Consider the following 16335-nt stretch of genomic DNA (forward strand, 5'->3'; position numbering starts at 1 on the left):
TCCGATAATGCAAAAGGCTAATTCACATAGTAGATACTATGTACTTTAGTATTATAATATATTGTGATTGTTTCAGTCAATATTTAATTAATAATCATTATCCGAAACTGCACCATTAACAATCGCTATCCCACTAGATGCACCGATTCTTGTTGCACCAACTTCAATCATTTTCTGGGCATCTTCAAGTGAGCGTACACCACCACTTGCTTTAACACCCATCTCTTCACCGACAGTTAAGCGCATCAATGTAACTGCTTCAACGCTTGCGCCACTGCCATTAAATCCTGTAGAAGTCTTAACAAAGTCCGCACCTGCTTCTTTACTTAATTTAGATGCAGTCACGATTTCATCTTCAGTCAATAAGGCAGATTCAATAATAACTTTAACTAAAGCATCATTATCCGCAGCATCAACTACACTTTTAATGTCTGTTCTCACGTAATCTTCATTTCCATCTTTAAGTTGACCAATGTTGATGACCATGTCGACTTCATCTGCACCATTTTCAATCGCATTTCGCGTCTCAAAAGCTTTTGTTTCTGAACTTGTCGCACCATGCGGGAAACCGATGACAGTACAAACTTTTACTTCACTGTCTTTTAATGCTTCACTTGCTGTACTCACCCATGATGGCTGGATGCATACACTAAAGAAGCCATACTCGTCAGCTTCCTTGGATAATTTTAAGATTTCTTCCTTAGTCGAAGCTGGACTTAGTAAAGTGTGATCAATATACTTTGCAATGTTCATAAGGACACTCCTAATAATTAATTTCGAGCATAATAATAATAGCACATTTTCTTTATTCGAAATAGTTACCAATTACAGATAATGCATACAATGGTGCAGTTTCAGCTCTCAATATTCTATGCCCTAAGCTGACATTTGAATCATTCTTAAATAATTCGACCTCTTTAGATGTAAAACCACCCTCTGGCCCGAAGATGAATGCAATATTTTTGGCATTTGAATGCTCTAAGACAGAAGTAATTGGTATACCAGAAATATTGTAATCCTCATAAGCGAAAAGTACCAAATCATAAGAAGAAAAATCGATTGTCTTTAAGCGACCATCAAAAGACACTTGGGGAATAACAGTTCTCTTACTCTGTTCTGCAGCCTCTCTTACAATTTTTTCAAACCGTTCTAAGCGGCTCTTTTCCTTCTTTTGATCTAGCTTAACGACACTTCTATCCGCCTTGTATAATACGAAATCAGAGGCACCTAACTCAGTAGATTTCTGTAAGACAGTATCCATCTTATCACCTTTTAAAAGTGGACTAAACACAGTGATTTGAACAGGTAATTCCACATCACTCGTCAATTGTTCCAACACTTTATATTCAAGCGGTTCGATTGAGATCAACTGAACAAAATAAGCGGTGTTCGTACAATCTACAACAGTGAAAGTATCATCTACATTAGAACGCATGACATTTCTAATATGATGATGATGTGTAGGGTCCATCTCATAAACTCCACCTATTGAAACTTCTATTTCAATAAAATAACGTTGCATTATTTCACCTTTTTCGCAAGTATTGCCACCCAGCCATCTTGTTCTAAGACATCTTCAATATTAAAGCCAACTCGCTCCATATGCTGAACAATACTATCTCTCTTTTCTGTAATAATACCAGAAGCAATAAAACTACCATTCTCTTTTAAGGTATTATAAGCATCATCGATCATCACATCGATAATATGCGCTAAGATATTTGCTACCACAACATCATATTTGCCATCTTCAGTAGTCAATAAGTCTGCACTTTCTACTTTGATTGCATCACTGCATTGATTCAGCTCAAAGTTCTCTTTTGAAACTTGTAAGGACAGATCATCAATGTCAGTTGCCTTAATATTTTTAGCGCCTAAAAGATGTGCCCCAATGGATAAAATCCCAGAACCTGTACCAACGTCAATAACATCATCGCCTTTTTGTACTACATCTTCCATCAAAGTTAAACACAGGCTAGTTGTTGCATGGTCACCGGTACCAAAAGCCATACCTGGATCAATTTTAATGACCTTATCCTCACTTTGGATATTCACGTCATCAAACTCCCATGATGGTATGATAAAGAAGTTTTTACCTACTTTAAAGTTATGAAAGTGTTTTTTCCATTCATTTTCCCAGTCAGCTTCATTGATGATTGTATGATTGATTGTAATATTTTCCTTGTCGAATAATGATCCAGTGGCTATAAAGGAGTTTATTTCTTCTAATTTATCATTAATATCTATGGTTTCATCAAAATAAACTGTAATAGTTATATCACTTTCAGGATAATCATTTGGATCTAGACGGAATTTATCGTCAAAATCAGTTACACCTTCACGTAGTATATCTAGAGCATATTCAATAGAAACACCCTTGGCTATTGTATTTAAAAACATAGTAAGAGTCTCTTCATTTTCTTTTTTGGTACCAATTGTGATCTCATGCCATTTCATCATTTACTCACCTTTGAAAAATCGTTTTGTTTTATCGAAAATGTTTTCTTGTTGCTCGTTGATATCTTCACCATTTACTTTTGCTAACTCTTTAAAAATATCTCTTTCTTCTTCAGAGAGTTTTGTAGGTGTCACCACAGTTACTGTTACGAATTGGTCACCATAACCAAATCCTTGAACATTTTTAACACCTTTTTCTTTTAATCTAAAGCGTCTACCTGATTGTGTACCTGCAGGAATCGTTAACATCACAGATGAATTGATTGTCGGAACTTTCAACTCGTCACCTAAGGCTGCTTGAGCAAATGAAATTTTTAGTTCGTAATGAATGTCATCGCCATCACGCGTGAATTTCTTATCTTGTTTAACTCTAAAGACAATATATAAGTCACCTTGTGGTCCACCATTAATACCTGGCTCACCTTCACCAGAAAGGCGGATCTGTTGTCCGTTATCAATACCCTCAGGAATTTTCACTTCAATATCAACATTCTTACTTAATGTACCATGACCGTTACAGTTATCACATGGATGTTCAATTTCTTGTCCTGTACCTGCACAAGTTGGACATTCTCTTTGTGTTTGAACTCGCCCAAATGGTGTGTTTTGTTCTACAGACACATGACCTGATCCTGAACATGTTTTACATGTCGATTTAGAAGTACCAGGTTTTGTACCATCACCATGACACACATCACATGTTACATCTTTTTTGATTGTCACAGTCTTCGTTGCACCAAAGACTGCTTCTTCAAAAGTAATCGTCATTGTATACTGCAGGTCGTCACCCTTACGTGGTGCATTAGGATCACGGCGTGCACCACCACCAAAGAATGAAGAAAAGATGTCTTCGAAGCCGCCGAAGCCACTACTGAATCCACCGCCGCCAAAGCCGCCTTGTGAGTTCATACCTTCATGACCAAAGCGGTCGTACTGCGCACGTTTATTATCATCAGATAGTACTTCATAAGCTTCTGAAACCTCTTTAAACTTTTCTTCAGAGCCTTCTTTCATATCCGGGTGATATTTCTTTGATAGCTTACGATATGCTTTTTTAATTTCATCCTGACTTGCATTTTTATCTAAGCCTAATATTTCATAATAGTCTCTTTTAGCCACAATTTTTCCCTCCAACAGTCAATATAATACCATTTAAAAAGTCAAAGCCAAACACATTGGCTTTGACTTTTTTGGTCAACTATATTATTTCTTATCGTCTTCGTCGTCTACTTCTTTGTAGTCAGCATCGATAACATCATCGTCTGCCTTTTGTTCTCCTGAACCTTCAGCACCTTCTGCATTTGCTTGTTGCTCTTGTGCCATTTGTTCATAAAGTTTTGTTGTGATTGCGTGTAAAGCTTGTTCTAACGCTTCTTTTTTCTCTTTGATTGCGTCTAAATCAGAACCTTCTAGAGCAGTCTTCAAGTCTTCTTTAGCAGTGTTAATTTGTTCTTTTTCTGATTCTTCAACTTGTTCACCAAGATCTTCAATGCTCTTATCAGCAGAGAATATCATTTGGTCTGCTTCGTTTCTAAGGTCTGCTTCTTCTTTTTTAGCTTTATCAGCATCTGCATTTTCTTCAGCTTCTTTAACCATTCTATCGATATCGTCATCTGTTAAGTTAGAGCTTGATTCGATAGTGATTTTTTGTTCCTTACCAGTACCTTTGTCTGTCGCTGTAACATTCACGATACCATTTTTATCGATATCGAATGTAACTTCTATTTGAGGTTGACCTTTTGGTGCTGGTGGAATATCTGTCAATTGGAAGCGACCTAATGTCTTGTTATCACTTGCCATTGGTCTTTCACCTTGTACGACATGAATATCAACTGCTGGTTGGTTATCCGCTGCCGTTGAGAACACTTGTGATTTACTTGTTGGGATTGTTGTATTTCTTTCAATGAGTACTGTAGATACGTTACCCATAGTTTCGATACCTAATGATAGTGGTGTAACATCAAGTAATACAACATCTTGTACATCACCTGTGAGTACCCCACCTTGTACTGCAGCACCCATAGCGACAACTTCGTCAGGGTTTACACTACGGTTAGGCTCTTTACCTAATTCCTTAGTGATTGCATCTTGTACAGCTGGAATACGTGTTGAACCACCAACTAAGATAATTTCATCAATTTCTGATTTAGAAACACCAGCATCTTTAAGTGCTTGACGTACAGGGCCCATTGTTTTTTCAACGAGTTTGTGAGTTAACTCATCGAATTTCGCACGTGTTAATGTTGTTTCTAAGTGTAAAGGACCTGCTTCTCCAGCAGAAATAAATGGTAATGATACTTGAGTTGAAGATACACCTGATAAGTCTTTTTTCGCTTTTTCTGCAGCATCTTTAAGACGTTGCATTGCCATCTTATCTTTAGATAAGTCAATACCATTTTCTTGTTTAAATGAATCTACTAGGTAGTCAATGATGATGTCATCAAAGTCGTCCCCACCTAATCTGTTATCTCCTGCTGTAGCTAGTACATCAAATACACCGTCACCAAGTTCAAGAATTGAAACGTCGAATGTACCACCACCAAGGTCAAATACGAGAATGTTTTCTTCTTTTTCAGTCTTATCTAAACCATATGCAAGTGCTGCTGCTGTTGGTTCGTTAATGATACGTTCTACTTCTAAACCAGCAATTCTACCAGCATCTTTAGTCGCTTGGCGTTCTGAGTCGTTGAAGTAAGCAGGTACTGTAACAACCGCTTTACTTACTTTTTCACCAAGGTAACTTTCAGCTGTTTCTTTTAAGTTTTGTAAGATCATTGCTGAAATCTCTTGAGGTGTATATTCTTTGTCTTCAATTTTCTCTACATGCTCAGTACCCATGTGTCTTTTAATTGACAAGATTGTGTTAGGGTTTGTAATCGCCTGACGTTTAGCTACTTCACCAACTTGTCTTTCACCATTTTTAAATGATACAACAGAAGGCGTTGTACGGTTACCTTCAGCGTTTTGAATTACTTTTGGTTCTCCACCTTCTAATACTGATACTACTGAGTTTGTTGTTCCTAAGTCTATTCCAATTACTTTACTCATAATTATATAGCCTCCATTATATTAAATATTATTACTCGCTCACTTTGACCATTGTAGGTCGAATGACACGGTCTTTTAAAATATATCCTTTTTGGAATTCTTCTACGACTAAACCAGCATCCTTACCTTCCACAGCTTCTGTCATCACTGCTTGATGGAAATTAGGATCAAATGGCTGATCTAGTGCTTCAATTGCTTTAATATCATGGTTTTTTAATGTGTCTAATAAGTTATTATAGACCATTTCAACACCCTTATTTAAAGCTTCAAAACTCTCAGTATCGCCTTCGATGCTGAGTGCACGTTCTAGGTTATCAATGACCGGCAAGAGATTTTCAGCAAATTTTTGATCTTTATATTTGTTGTTAATCTCAGCTTCTTGCCTAGTACGGCGTTTGTAGTTTTCAAATTCCGCATAAAGTTTTAAATACTTGTTTTCAGTTGCTTCAACTTCATTTTTAAGTTCAGCAATTACATTTTCTTGTTTTTCTTCTTCAGATTCATTCGAGACAGCTTCTGTTGTATTATCATCAGTTTCAGTGGAAACCTCTACCGATTCTTCCTTAGCAGAATCAACTGTCTCCGTGTCAAGTTCTTCTGAAGTGACATCCTTCTTCTCTTCTGTCAAAGTCTACACTCCTTTTTTAAATGAGTGAAGTAAGTTAATGACGTGCTTGTACCCCATTAATTCCGGGCCAATCACCATCAAATTACCACTCAGTCCTTGATGCTCAAAATTAGTTGTAATGACTGAAACAGCCTTGTAACTATCATCCAACTCATCACCAAAATAAATACTTACATCATTAGATGATAACCTTTCTACAGTTTGTTGCAATGATTCTGACTCAATATCCTCGTAAATATGTTCTAAGGTCTCTACTTCATCTTTCATATCACTCAAGAGATAGTTAAAACCTGCATAGCCGACTGTACGCTTTGGCTGTTCTACAGCAGCAGCGATTTGTGCAGTCAACTGATCATATAAATTTCGGATTTCATGCGGTACAACTGTATGCTCATTTAAAATAAACAATGAATCATCTAAACGCTTATCTTTAAGTAAACTAGAAAATAGATTACTCAGTTTTGATAAATCGTCAACTGAAACATGTTTTCCCGTCCTTACTGGAAGCTGTTTTACACTCCCTGTATTCAAGACGATAATCGCAATACCCGCACTGTCGGTTAGAGGTGTGATGTACATACCTTTTACCTTTTCATCATCAGAACTTGCTGATACTTGAGTTAAATAGCCTGTTTCTTTACTTATAGATGTTGCAAGCGTCTGTGTAAAAGCCTCAATATCATCCACCGAACTGACAATTTCTATTGTCTGTGGCGGTGATGCCTTAATCATAGCTTTTTGTTCTTCGATGTAGAATTTCAAAGCTTTTCTCGATGGCATTCGTCCCGAAGACGTGTGAGCCTTTAGTAAAAATCCTGCTCTTTCAAGTGCTGCCATTTCATTTCTTATTGTTGCACTCGATACATCAAATTTGTATTTGTCTAATAAATACTTTGAACTAATAGGTGTCATTACATCCAAGAAATCATCTACGATAAATTTCAAAATGATTTGCTGCCTGTTCGTTAGCAAGTAATCACCTCATTAGCACTCTTCTCTCTTAAGTGCTAATAATAATTTATCAAATAGGTCAAAGTATGTCAAGGGTAAACGTTTCTTCTTTTTTAGAGCAAGAATTCAGCGAATACATCATTACCAATCATACGTCCTGACTCAGTTAAACTTACAAATCCACGACTTTGAATAATCAACTGTTTGGACTTCAACTTATCTATTGTTGGCCCGTAAACATCCTCTATAGTCAAACCGTACTTTTCAATAAATCTTTTTTCGCTAACACCTTTATTTAACCGAAGGCCTAAGAACATTTCTTCTTCATACTTATCATTTAAAGAAAGATCTAATTTTTCTTTAACTACAGAACCTGTTTCATTCATGCTTTTTATATAGTGTGGGACAGGCTTAATGTTGTAATATCTATACTCACCAGTGTAGCCGTGGCTACCAGCTCCTGCGCCAATATATGGTTCATTTAACCAGTAAGTCTTATTATGGGTCGACTCATGCTCTAAAGTTGCGAAATTAGAGATCTCATATTGTGGATAACCGAGTGCAGCTAAATCATTTATCACCTTATTATATTTTTCGCCCTCTTCTAAACTTCCTGCAATGGACATCTTACCTTGCCTAATTTTGTTATAGAACACTGTATGTGGTTCAATGATCAATGAATACCATGAAATATGTTTAGGTTTCAGTTCTTTTACATACTTTAAACTCATATCGATATCTTCAAATGTCTCCCCAGGTAGATTGTACATTAAATCTAAAGAATAATTAGATAGTCCAATTTTCTCTAGGTGATTTATACTTTGAAAGATATCGTCAAAGCTATGTGTACGTCCAAGTACTTTCAATAATTCATTATTAAAGGTCTGCACACCGAGACTAACTCTGTTGACACCGTAATTTTTTAATATATCTAACTTAGTACTCGTCAGCTCATCTGGATTAGCTTCAAATGTAAATTCCTCTGTCACAGTAAACTGTTCAGTAACAAAGCTGAGTAGTCTATCTAACTGAGTTTCATTTAGAGCGGTCGGTGTACCGCCACCAACATAGATTGTTTTTAAAGTTAACTTGCCATAAGTTTTCAACTCTAAAATTAATGCATCTATATATTCATCAACAGGCTGATTTTTAATTAGTACCTTATTAAAATCACAATAAGTACATATGCGATTACAAAAAGGAATGTGGATATACATGCTATCCATATGCGTCCTCCTAAAACTAAAGGAGAAATCCGTCGATTTCTCCTTTGTTCTGATTAATTTATTCGTCATCCATTTTTAAGACGGCTAAGAAAGCTTCTTGTGGGATTTCAACATTACCCACGGCTTTCATTTTCTTCTTACCTTCTTTTTGTTTCTCTAACAATTTCTTCTTACGGGTAATATCCCCACCATAACATTTAGATAGGACATTTTTACCCATAGATTTAATGTTAGTTCTAGAGACAATCTTTTGTCCAATTGCAGCCTGAATTGGTACCTCAAATTGCTGTCTTGGAATGATATTTTTTAATTTCTCTACGATTGCCTTACCTCTATCATAAGCAAAATCTTTATGGACAATAAAGCTAAGTGCATCGACTTTTTGAGAATTTAATAAGATATCCATCTTAACCAATTTAGACTCTTTATATCCAATTAAATCGTAATCTAATGAAGCATAACCTTTAGTATTCGATTTTAATTGATCAAAGAAGTCGAATACAATTTCCGATAAAGGAATTTCGTAGATTATATTTACACGCACATCATCTAAGTAATCCATCGTTAAAAAGTTTCCACGTTTCTTTTGACATAACTCCATGACTGATCCTACGAAATCGTTCGGCACCATAATTTGTGCCTTGACATAGGGTTCTTCAATCTTGGTCACTTTTTGTGGATCTGGCATTTGTGCAGGGTTGTCGACATTGATAACTTCACAGTCAGTCATTTCGACACTGTAAATAACAGAAGGCGCTGTAGCAATCAATTCAATACCAAATTCTCTCTCAATTCGTTCTTGAACAATCTCCATATGAAGTAAGCCTAAGAAACCAGTACGAAAACCAAAACCTAGCGCCTGAGATGTTTCCGGCTCATATTGTAATGATGAGTCATTCAATTCAAGTTTCTCCAATGCTTCTCTTAGGTCATTGTACTTATTGGAATCAATCGGATACATACCACAATATACCATCGGATTCATCTTCTTATATCCTTGTAGGGGTTCAGTTGCAGGGTTATCTGCATTCGTAATTGTATCACCTACTAAAGAATCCCCAACTTTTTTAATCGACGCGATGATATAGCCCACATCACCTGCAGATAGATCATCAACAGGTAATTGCTTTGGTGTATTAATGCCGACTTCTGTCACTTCAAATTCCTTACCACTCGCCATCATACGGATCTTATCCCCTGCTTTGACCGAACCTTCCATAATTCGAATGGAAGAAATTACACCTCTATAGGCATCAAAGGAAGAATCAAAGATAAGCGCCTTAAGCGGTGCATCGATATCACCGTCCGGTGCAGGCACAGCATCTACAATACGCTCTAATATTTCCTCGATACCTATATTTGCCTTTGCTGAGGCATAGATAGAGTCTTCTTGAGGTAAGCCGATTACATCTTCGATCTCTTCTGCAACTCTATCAGGTTCAGCTGCAGGTAGATCGACTTTATTGACAACAGGAATGAGTTCTAAATCGTTGTCTAAAGCCAAGTATACGTTAGCTAATGTCTGTGCCTCAATTCCTTGAGCTGCATCGACAACTAAGATTGCCCCTTCACATGCTGCCAATGAACGAGAAACCTCATATGTAAAATCGACGTGACCCGGCGTATCGATTAAATGAAAGGTATACTCTTCTCCGTCTTTAGCTGTATACTTTAAACGTACTGCGTTAAGTTTAATGGTAATACCGCGTTCTCTTTCAAGATCCATAGAATCAAGAAGTTGTGATTTCATATCTCTCGCATCAACACTTTTAGTATTTTCTAATAATCTATCAGCAAGTGATGATTTACCATGGTCAATGTGAGCGATGATTGAAAAGTTCCTTATATTCTTTTGTCTTTTTAACCGTTCCTGTTTATCCATATAAAAATCCAACTTTCCTCGTGTTTGCAATGCTATAATTATATCAATGCTGCACATTAACTTCAATTCATTTCGGATTGATTATTGCATAAGCATCGTATATTTGGTAAAATATCTTGTGTTGCAATAAAAGTTGTACAACTTTATGTCGGAGGTGACATTATGCCTAATATTAAATCAGCTATCAAACGTGTGAAAACGAACCAATCAGCACAAGAAGCAAACATTGCACAAAAAAATGCAATGCGTACTGCTGTAAAACGTGCTGAAACAGCTAAAGCTGAAAATGCTGAAAACACAGACGCTTTAGTATCACAAGCTGTAAAACTTATTGATAAAGCTGTGAAAAACAATCACATTCATGCAAACAAAGCTAACCGTGTAAAATCTCAATTAATGGCTAAATAAGCACAAAACCTTCTTATCATTAAGAAGGTTTTTTTATTTTACCTATATTTCTAATATAAATAATTCAAATAAAGTATTCCGATCTAAATACGATGACTTAAATTTATAGTCAATATCTCGGCATAGCATCATCTTAGATAAGAGATTTTCTAAAGGGAATTTTCTAACGTGTCTAAGCGCCAACTTCACCCTGTAGGGATGCACTTTTAATGCTTTGGCGATATTGTCCTCTTGATAACCCTGTTGATTTAAAATCTTCACTTGGTAAAACAAACGGAACTGTCCTATGATTAGATGTAACAATTTCATCGGCTCTTCTTTTTGAAGTATGAGTTCGCGTCCAAGTTGTACTGCTTTTTCCTTTTCATTTTTCAAGATAAATTCTGTCAGTAAAAATACATTTTGTTCAAGGGAAATACTAACAACTTCTTTAACATCCTCTAAAGTAATGTCACCATCTGTATAAAGCAACAGTTTTGAAAGTTCATTATGAACATTTTCATATTTATAGCTCGTTCTTTCTAAAAGCAGTTCCAATGCCTCACTATGTATCTCAATGTTTTCTTGGTTAAGGACACTTTCAACATATAAAGAAAGCTCACGTTCAGTCATTTCATTAATTTCAGTGACCTTACCTTTTTCCTTTAAGACTTTCGTTAGTTTTTTTCGGTTATCAAGCTTCTCTGTGTACACAGTAAAAAGAATCATTGTATCATCATTCTTTTTTGTTAAATAATCAAGTAACAAGTCGATATTATGATTGACAGAACCTGTATTCTTGTTTGCAGTAAATATAAGCGCATCATCAATGACCAACACTTTTCTATCTGTCAAAAATGGTAAGGTTTGAGCCTCTTCTACAACCGTTTCAATAGATGTTTCTTTTAGATTCAAACGAGTGAAATTGAAGTCATCTAAGTCACCTGCATAACTTTTAGCGATTTTTTTAACCTCATCTTCAATCCGTGTGATATTGGTGCCGTACATTAATTGTAGCAATTCCATTTATAAGGCTCCTTTAAATTTATAAATATATTATAGCTTTTTTCTTTAATTTATCCTATACTATAGGTAAGTGTTTAGGGGGTAATTACATGAATAAATTTGAAAAAAATGTACAATCTAAAAATAATGATGTAATTGATTCAGGCCTCGGTTTTATCGTAGGATTTATTGGTTTTACTGTAATCTACATCATTCCTCAAATTTTCTCTATCATAGCAGGTTAAGCTAAGCTTATTTAGAGCCGTTAACTGGCTCTTTTTTTATGTCTTTTTGTAAGCAAGACTGTCGTTGAGTTAATTTTTCATGAGTACATATTGTACCATCTTTAATGCCGAACTTCACCATACCGCTATCAGCTGTTAAATAAGTTCTTATGCCTTCTAAATTTTCTATCACGCTATTATGCGGATGACCATAACGATTATTAACACCAGCTGAAATGAGTGCGATATCTGGCCCTACTGCCTCTATAAAATCTAAAGATGACGAAGTATCACTACCATGATGTCCGACTTTTAATATGTCACTTTCTAAATTATATTTACCAACCAAATCCGCTTCACGTTCAATTCCTATGTCACCAGTAAACAGTACTTTAAACTGATCTAAGGTCACTTTCAACACGACGGATTGGTTATTTGAATCATCAAGCACATCCATACTATACAGATGTTGAATGTATATCGTACCCACCATAAAATCCTCTATATTTCGACTATCTATTATTTTACTTAGGTATTCTTTAGGGATACTACTCGACCACTCCTCAAACTTCTCATCATTAGTATTCATAAGGATATTTGTTGAATCTATCTTAGATAAAATATTTAACAATTCACCACTGTGATCAATATCTAAATGACTGACTACAATCAAATCAAGTTTATCAATACCTTGTTCTTTTAAATAAGGTAGTACTGTTTTTTCACTTAAGGGAATTACTTGTTTGTTATGTAAGAATTGCCCTCCAGTATCAATTAAAATGGTCTTATTTGCTCTATAATCCTCAATTATAAAGGCATCCCCTTGTCCAACGTCTACCATGGTAAGTGTGTAATTTTGTGTAAAATTTTGATGATTTGTATATAAGACAATCGTCATCATTACAGTAGCAGTAAATATTTTAAAATACGATTTTTTTAAAGTGAAAATAATCAAACCATAACTTAAGATAAAGAGGACTAGCGTACTTAGAGGATGTAAATTTTTAATTGGCATTCTATGTTTAAAACTATGGCTTAGAAAATCAATCAAACGCTTAATACAGCTGAAAGTAAAATTGTAAATTTCGTCCATAAATACAGGTAGATGTATAAAGCTTAAAAAATTAAAGATGAGTACACTAGGGAAAATAATAAAAGAAAAGAACGGCACAAAAATAATATTTAATATTAAGCCACTTAAACTTATTTCATTAAAATGTAACAGTACAATAACAATCGTGGATAATTCACATATAACTGTAATAATGACAAGTTGACCAATACTTGAAAACTGCATGAACAGTGGCCGAGTTAAAAGAATAAAATAAGTGGTTACATATGATAACTGAAATCCTGCATGGTACATTACTGACGGATTTATAAGTACTTGAACCAAGGCACTTAATGAAATTATCGTCATATAAGGTTTTTTATCGAAGAAGGAGCAAACCAAAAGGCATACACCCATAAAAACAGCTCTTAGGACACTCGGACTGAAAAAATTAATTAAGAAGAAGCATAGTAAGACGATAATCAATATAATTTTAATGTAGTGCACTGGTGTTCTGATCATTTTCAATGCACCATATATAAAAGCACTTAAAAACGCAACATGCGTCCCCGATATAACATAAAGGTGATATATACCTAACTTTTGTAAAGCATCAAAAAATTCAGATGTTATGTAAGACTTATTTCCAACTGCCAATGTGAGCATGTCAAATTTATAGTCGTATTCAGTAATATTCAAAACCTTACTCATATAAATAAATCTAATTTGATTTATTTTTGTTTTTAAGTTGAGATCCGCTTCCTTACACTCTACACCAGATAAATTGTCTAAATAAATTCGTCCACTTAACTCATTTAAAATTAAAGATGTTCGACTATCCTTCTTTACAAAATTTCTTTGTTCTTCAGGAATACTAGTATTAAAACTCCCTGTACACTTAGAACCAAGTGGTATTATATCTAGACCTTCTTCAATATATAGTTCATATGTTTCATTGTTATTTTCTACTATGTAGTGAATACTATCTTTATAATATTTGTAGTCTATGATGTGCAAGTAATCAATTCTCTTTTCTTCTAACGTCACGTCTAGCTGATTAATTAATAAGATAACAACAATAATGACTATTGACAGGAAACTTAAAAATTTTAAGGAGAATCTATTCACTCGACTACTCCACATTAAAATTGCATAAAAAAAGAAGCCCAAAAATGGGCTTTCTAAAAAGATATAACCAATGACAACAGCTAAGAATATGTATAGTAAGACCATTACAAGGCTTCGAAATAAGCTTTTACTTTTTCCGTGTCTGTTTCTATCAGTTCATAGTTTATATTATTCTTTTCTAATAACTCTATCGCATAAGGATGGTTTTTATAATTTTCCCGATAATAAATGTTACTGATACCTGCCTGAATTAATGATTTTGTACAATGCACACATGGGAAATGTGTCACATACACTGATGCACCTTCAGTTGAGACACCAAATTTTGAGCATTGGAGCAGTCCATTTATTTCAGCATGGATGGTACGTATACAATGACCATCCTCTACATAACATCCTTCATCTATACAGTGAACTTCACCTGAAACCGAACCATTATAGCCGCCTGCTATAATGCGATTGTCTTTGACAATCGTTGCACCTACACTTAATCTCTGACAAGTTGAACGAAGGGATAATAACATTGCTTGGGCCATAAAATATTCATGCCAATTTATTCTCATAAAGCACCTCATTCTATTGTAATATGTGGTTCTAAAGTTAGAAACGTCTTATCACCAATACCTGGAATGTTCTTTATATCTTCCAATTTCATAAAGACCCCCGTCTCTTCACGGTATTCTATAATCGTTTGTGCTTTTTTCTCACCTATACCGTTTAAGGTCATCAATTCATCCAAACTTGCTGTATTGATGTTAACTTTTGCCTCACTCGTCTCTTCCGCGCTTGGTACAGTCATGGCATGTTTGATTTCCTCATGATTAATTTCACCCTTGAATGGGATATAAATGACCATTTCATCAGTTAGCTTTTTAGACTGATTAACGGTGAGTAGATCTGCATTTTCAGAAACATTTGCGATATCTAGGGCATTCTTTACCCTAGCATCAACTGGAAGTTCATAGACACCTGGTGAGTTAACTGCACCCTTCACTTCAACGTACACCGTCGTCTCTATGTTTTCTAGGTCAGCTACTTTAGCATCTACTTCACTGCCCTCAATATCTTCACTGACGTTCATAGAGATATCCTCAATAGCCACAGTGTCTTCTTTCATAAAGATAAAAAGAACAATGACCAAACCAATGAATAATCCCCCACCAGCAAGGTAAAATTTATACTGTTCGAAAAAGGTTTTGAGTTCCAATCCATCTCCTCCTTAAAATAGCTCTCATACTATATATATTAAAAAAAGATGGATTTACTTTTTATCGGACAAGTTATTTAATTTACCTAGAGTCGTTTTAGAATATAGAAATTCCTTTCAGCTACTTCTGTTAATGGATTATCAATATCAAAATCACTAAAAGAGTGATGGATTGTAAAGCCGGCCTCATTAGCTAACTGTAATATGTCACTATGCTTATAAGTTTGTTGATAATGTGTTTCTTCAAATTTTTCATAGAGATCATTTTGAACTTTGATGAAAAATGTCAATTCATGCCAGACACTGAGTTCCGCTTCACCCGGTATCGTCTGCCAAGTATAGAATACATCATCGTTAGAATCAGAATACAGTTCATAGTTAAAATCTGTTTTCATCTTATATTCTGTATGAACATCAAAGATAAAGACGCCGTCTTTGTTCAAATGTTTGTATGCATTTTGAAGTACATTACCAAAGGCTGTTACATCTTTTGCATAATTGAGTACATCTGCTGTTGCTATGATCATATCAAAGGATTCACTCAAGTCGAATTGAGTCATATCGTCACAAAAATACTCGGATGTTGGATCATTTTCTCTAGCAATTTCCACCATTGTTAATGAATTATCGATACCAACTTTCCTTGGTACTTTTAATGCATTTAAAACAGTCCCCGTACCTGAGCCTATGTCTAAAATTGAGTTTACATTTTCACCGTAGTATTTAATGATATCGAGCCATAAGTTATATGGCATCTCATCATTAAATAAGTCGTAAACTTTAGAAAAATTTTCGTATTTAGGCACGTCCAAGGTCATCACCAGCATCCTTGAATAAACGTTCTAAATTGTAGTATTCTCTTTGAGTTTTTATAAATACGTGAACAATCACGTCTCCTACATCACAGAGAATCCACTGCCCTTCTTTATGGCCTTCAATTTTTACATCAAGGTTATTCTTAAAAGCGACATCTCTGATTTCATCAGAAATTGCTTGCGTTTGTCGTTCTGAATTACCGTGACATATTACAAAATAATCTGTCACAGGACTATGATCTTTTACATCGTAAACTTTTATGTCGAGGGCACGTTTATCATCCACGGCCTCAACCATTAAATCTAATAGCTTATTGCTATCCATA

The 16335-nt window shown here is 35.1% G+C and carries 17 protein-coding genes; 2 read left to right on the forward strand and 15 right to left on the reverse strand.

Going from position 1 to position 16335, the window contains the following annotated elements:
* Positions 1–87: 87 nt before the first annotated feature.
* From deoC to lepA, 9 genes are all read right to left on the reverse strand, one after another.
* Positions 88–753, reverse strand: a complete 666-nt coding sequence (gene deoC / locus JEM45_RS02495) for a deoxyribose-phosphate aldolase (protein ID WP_198687690.1) — start codon at positions 751–753, stop codon at positions 88–90.
* Positions 754–805: 52 nt separating this feature from the next.
* Entirely contained in the window at positions 806–1522 is a 717-nt protein-coding gene (locus JEM45_RS02500; RefSeq protein WP_026866435.1) for an RsmE family RNA methyltransferase, read from the reverse strand.
* A complete protein-coding gene (prmA, locus tag JEM45_RS02505; RefSeq protein WP_026866436.1) occupies positions 1522–2457 on the reverse strand; it encodes a 50S ribosomal protein L11 methyltransferase in 936 nt (311 codons plus the stop codon). Before prmA ends, JEM45_RS02500 begins: the two co-directional genes overlap by 1 nt.
* Before the next feature lie 3 nt (positions 2458–2460).
* Entirely contained in the window at positions 2461–3576 is a 1116-nt protein-coding gene (dnaJ, locus tag JEM45_RS02510; protein ID WP_026866437.1) for a molecular chaperone DnaJ, read from the reverse strand.
* 84 nt (positions 3577–3660) lie between these two features.
* Positions 3661–5505 carry a molecular chaperone DnaK gene (gene dnaK / locus JEM45_RS02515; RefSeq protein ID WP_026866438.1) on the reverse strand — a complete coding sequence of 615 codons (1845 nt, stop codon included), beginning with the start codon at positions 5503–5505 and terminating at the stop codon, positions 3661–3663.
* A gap of 31 nt (positions 5506–5536) precedes the next feature.
* On the reverse strand, positions 5537–6133 hold the full coding sequence (grpE, locus tag JEM45_RS02520) for a nucleotide exchange factor GrpE (protein WP_166626629.1): 597 nt from the start codon (positions 6131–6133) through the stop codon (positions 5537–5539).
* Positions 6134–6136: 3 nt separating this feature from the next.
* Entirely contained in the window at positions 6137–7105 is a 969-nt protein-coding gene (gene hrcA, locus JEM45_RS02525) for a heat-inducible transcriptional repressor HrcA (RefSeq protein WP_198687691.1), read from the reverse strand.
* Between the two features lie 92 nt (positions 7106–7197).
* Entirely contained in the window at positions 7198–8310 is a 1113-nt protein-coding gene (gene hemW, locus JEM45_RS02530; RefSeq protein WP_166626627.1) for a radical SAM family heme chaperone HemW, read from the reverse strand.
* Between the two features lie 58 nt (positions 8311–8368).
* Positions 8369–10192, reverse strand: coding sequence for a translation elongation factor 4 (gene lepA / locus JEM45_RS02535; protein WP_166626626.1), 1824 nt, complete (start codon positions 10190–10192; stop codon positions 8369–8371).
* 162 nt (positions 10193–10354) lie between these two features.
* Between lepA and rpsT the strand changes: the two genes are divergently transcribed.
* On the forward strand, positions 10355–10600 hold the full coding sequence (gene rpsT, locus JEM45_RS02540) for a 30S ribosomal protein S20 (RefSeq protein WP_026866443.1): 246 nt from the start codon (positions 10355–10357) through the stop codon (positions 10598–10600).
* 42 nt (positions 10601–10642) lie between these two features.
* Here the strand turns inward: rpsT and holA are convergent, their stop codons facing one another.
* Positions 10643–11605 (reverse strand): DNA polymerase III subunit delta, encoded by a 963-nt coding sequence (gene holA, locus JEM45_RS02545; RefSeq protein WP_198687692.1) that lies wholly within the window; start codon positions 11603–11605, stop codon positions 10643–10645.
* An 89-nt stretch (positions 11606–11694) separates the two neighbouring features.
* On the opposite strand from holA, the gene JEM45_RS02550 reads away from it, so the two are divergent.
* Entirely contained in the window at positions 11695–11829 is a 135-nt protein-coding gene (locus tag JEM45_RS02550) for a YqzM family protein (RefSeq protein WP_084145711.1), read from the forward strand.
* Between the two features lie 7 nt (positions 11830–11836).
* Here the strand turns inward: JEM45_RS02550 and JEM45_RS02555 are convergent, their stop codons facing one another.
* From JEM45_RS02555 to rsfS, 5 genes are all read right to left on the reverse strand, one after another.
* Positions 11837–14092 carry a DNA internalization-related competence protein ComEC/Rec2 gene (locus JEM45_RS02555; protein WP_198687693.1) on the reverse strand — a complete coding sequence of 752 codons (2256 nt, stop codon included), beginning with the start codon at positions 14090–14092 and terminating at the stop codon, positions 11837–11839.
* The gene (locus tag JEM45_RS02560) at positions 14092–14550 is read right to left on the reverse strand and encodes a ComE operon protein 2 (protein ID WP_026866446.1); all 459 of its coding nucleotides are present in this window, start codon (positions 14548–14550) and stop codon (positions 14092–14094) included. Before JEM45_RS02560 ends, JEM45_RS02555 begins: the two co-directional genes overlap by 1 nt.
* Positions 14551–14558: 8 nt before the next feature.
* Positions 14559–15194: a ComEA family DNA-binding protein gene (locus JEM45_RS02565; protein WP_166626623.1), complete on the reverse strand. Its 636-nt coding sequence runs from the start codon at positions 15192–15194 to the stop codon at positions 14559–14561.
* Between the two features lie 86 nt (positions 15195–15280).
* Positions 15281–16012 carry a class I SAM-dependent DNA methyltransferase gene (locus JEM45_RS02570; protein WP_198687694.1) on the reverse strand — a complete coding sequence of 244 codons (732 nt, stop codon included), beginning with the start codon at positions 16010–16012 and terminating at the stop codon, positions 15281–15283.
* Complete coding sequence (rsfS, locus tag JEM45_RS02575; RefSeq protein ID WP_026866449.1) at positions 15993–16334, reverse strand: ribosome silencing factor; 342 nt, start codon at positions 16332–16334, stop codon at positions 15993–15995. Before rsfS ends, JEM45_RS02570 begins: the two co-directional genes overlap by 20 nt.
* Between the last annotated feature and the right edge of the window lies 1 nt (position 16335).

Source organism: Jeotgalicoccus sp. ATCC 8456, from assembly GCF_016313225.1.
GTDB classification, from domain to species: domain Bacteria; phylum Bacillota; class Bacilli; order Staphylococcales; family Salinicoccaceae; genus Jeotgalicoccus; species Jeotgalicoccus marinus.

What these genes read in the sequence shown, in the direction of transcription:
- deoC (WP_198687690.1), bottom strand. Translation starts at nt 753, where the DNA reads ATGAACATTGCAAAGTATATTGATCACACTTTACTAAGTCCAGCTTCG.
- JEM45_RS02555 (WP_198687693.1), bottom strand. Translation starts at nt 14,092, where the DNA reads ATGGTCTTACTATACATATTCTTAGCTGTTGTCATTGGTTATATCTTT.
- JEM45_RS02560 (WP_026866446.1), bottom strand. Translation starts at nt 14,550, where the DNA reads ATGAGAATAAATTGGCATGAATATTTTATGGCCCAAGCAATGTTATTA.
- prmA (WP_026866436.1), bottom strand. Translation starts at nt 2,457, where the DNA reads ATGAAATGGCATGAGATCACAATTGGTACCAAAAAAGAAAATGAAGAG.
- JEM45_RS02550 (WP_084145711.1), top strand. Translation starts at nt 11,695, where the DNA reads ATGAATAAATTTGAAAAAAATGTACAATCTAAAAATAATGATGTAATT.
- lepA (WP_166626626.1), bottom strand. Translation starts at nt 10,192, where the DNA reads ATGGATAAACAGGAACGGTTAAAAAGACAAAAGAATATAAGGAACTTT.
- JEM45_RS02570 (WP_198687694.1), bottom strand. Translation starts at nt 16,012, where the DNA reads ATGACCTTGGACGTGCCTAAATACGAAAATTTTTCTAAAGTTTACGAC.
- hemW (WP_166626627.1), bottom strand. Translation starts at nt 8,310, where the DNA reads ATGGATAGCATGTATATCCACATTCCTTTTTGTAATCGCATATGTACT.
- dnaK (WP_026866438.1), bottom strand. Translation starts at nt 5,505, where the DNA reads ATGAGTAAAGTAATTGGAATAGACTTAGGAACAACAAACTCAGTAGTA.
- rpsT (WP_026866443.1), top strand. Translation starts at nt 10,355, where the DNA reads ATGCCTAATATTAAATCAGCTATCAAACGTGTGAAAACGAACCAATCA.
- holA (WP_198687692.1), bottom strand. Translation starts at nt 11,605, where the DNA reads ATGGAATTGCTACAATTAATGTACGGCACCAATATCACACGGATTGAA.
- rsfS (WP_026866449.1), bottom strand. Translation starts at nt 16,334, where the DNA reads ATGGATAGCAATAAGCTATTAGATTTAATGGTTGAGGCCGTGGATGAT.
- JEM45_RS02500 (WP_026866435.1), bottom strand. Translation starts at nt 1,522, where the DNA reads ATGCAACGTTATTTTATTGAAATAGAAGTTTCAATAGGTGGAGTTTAT.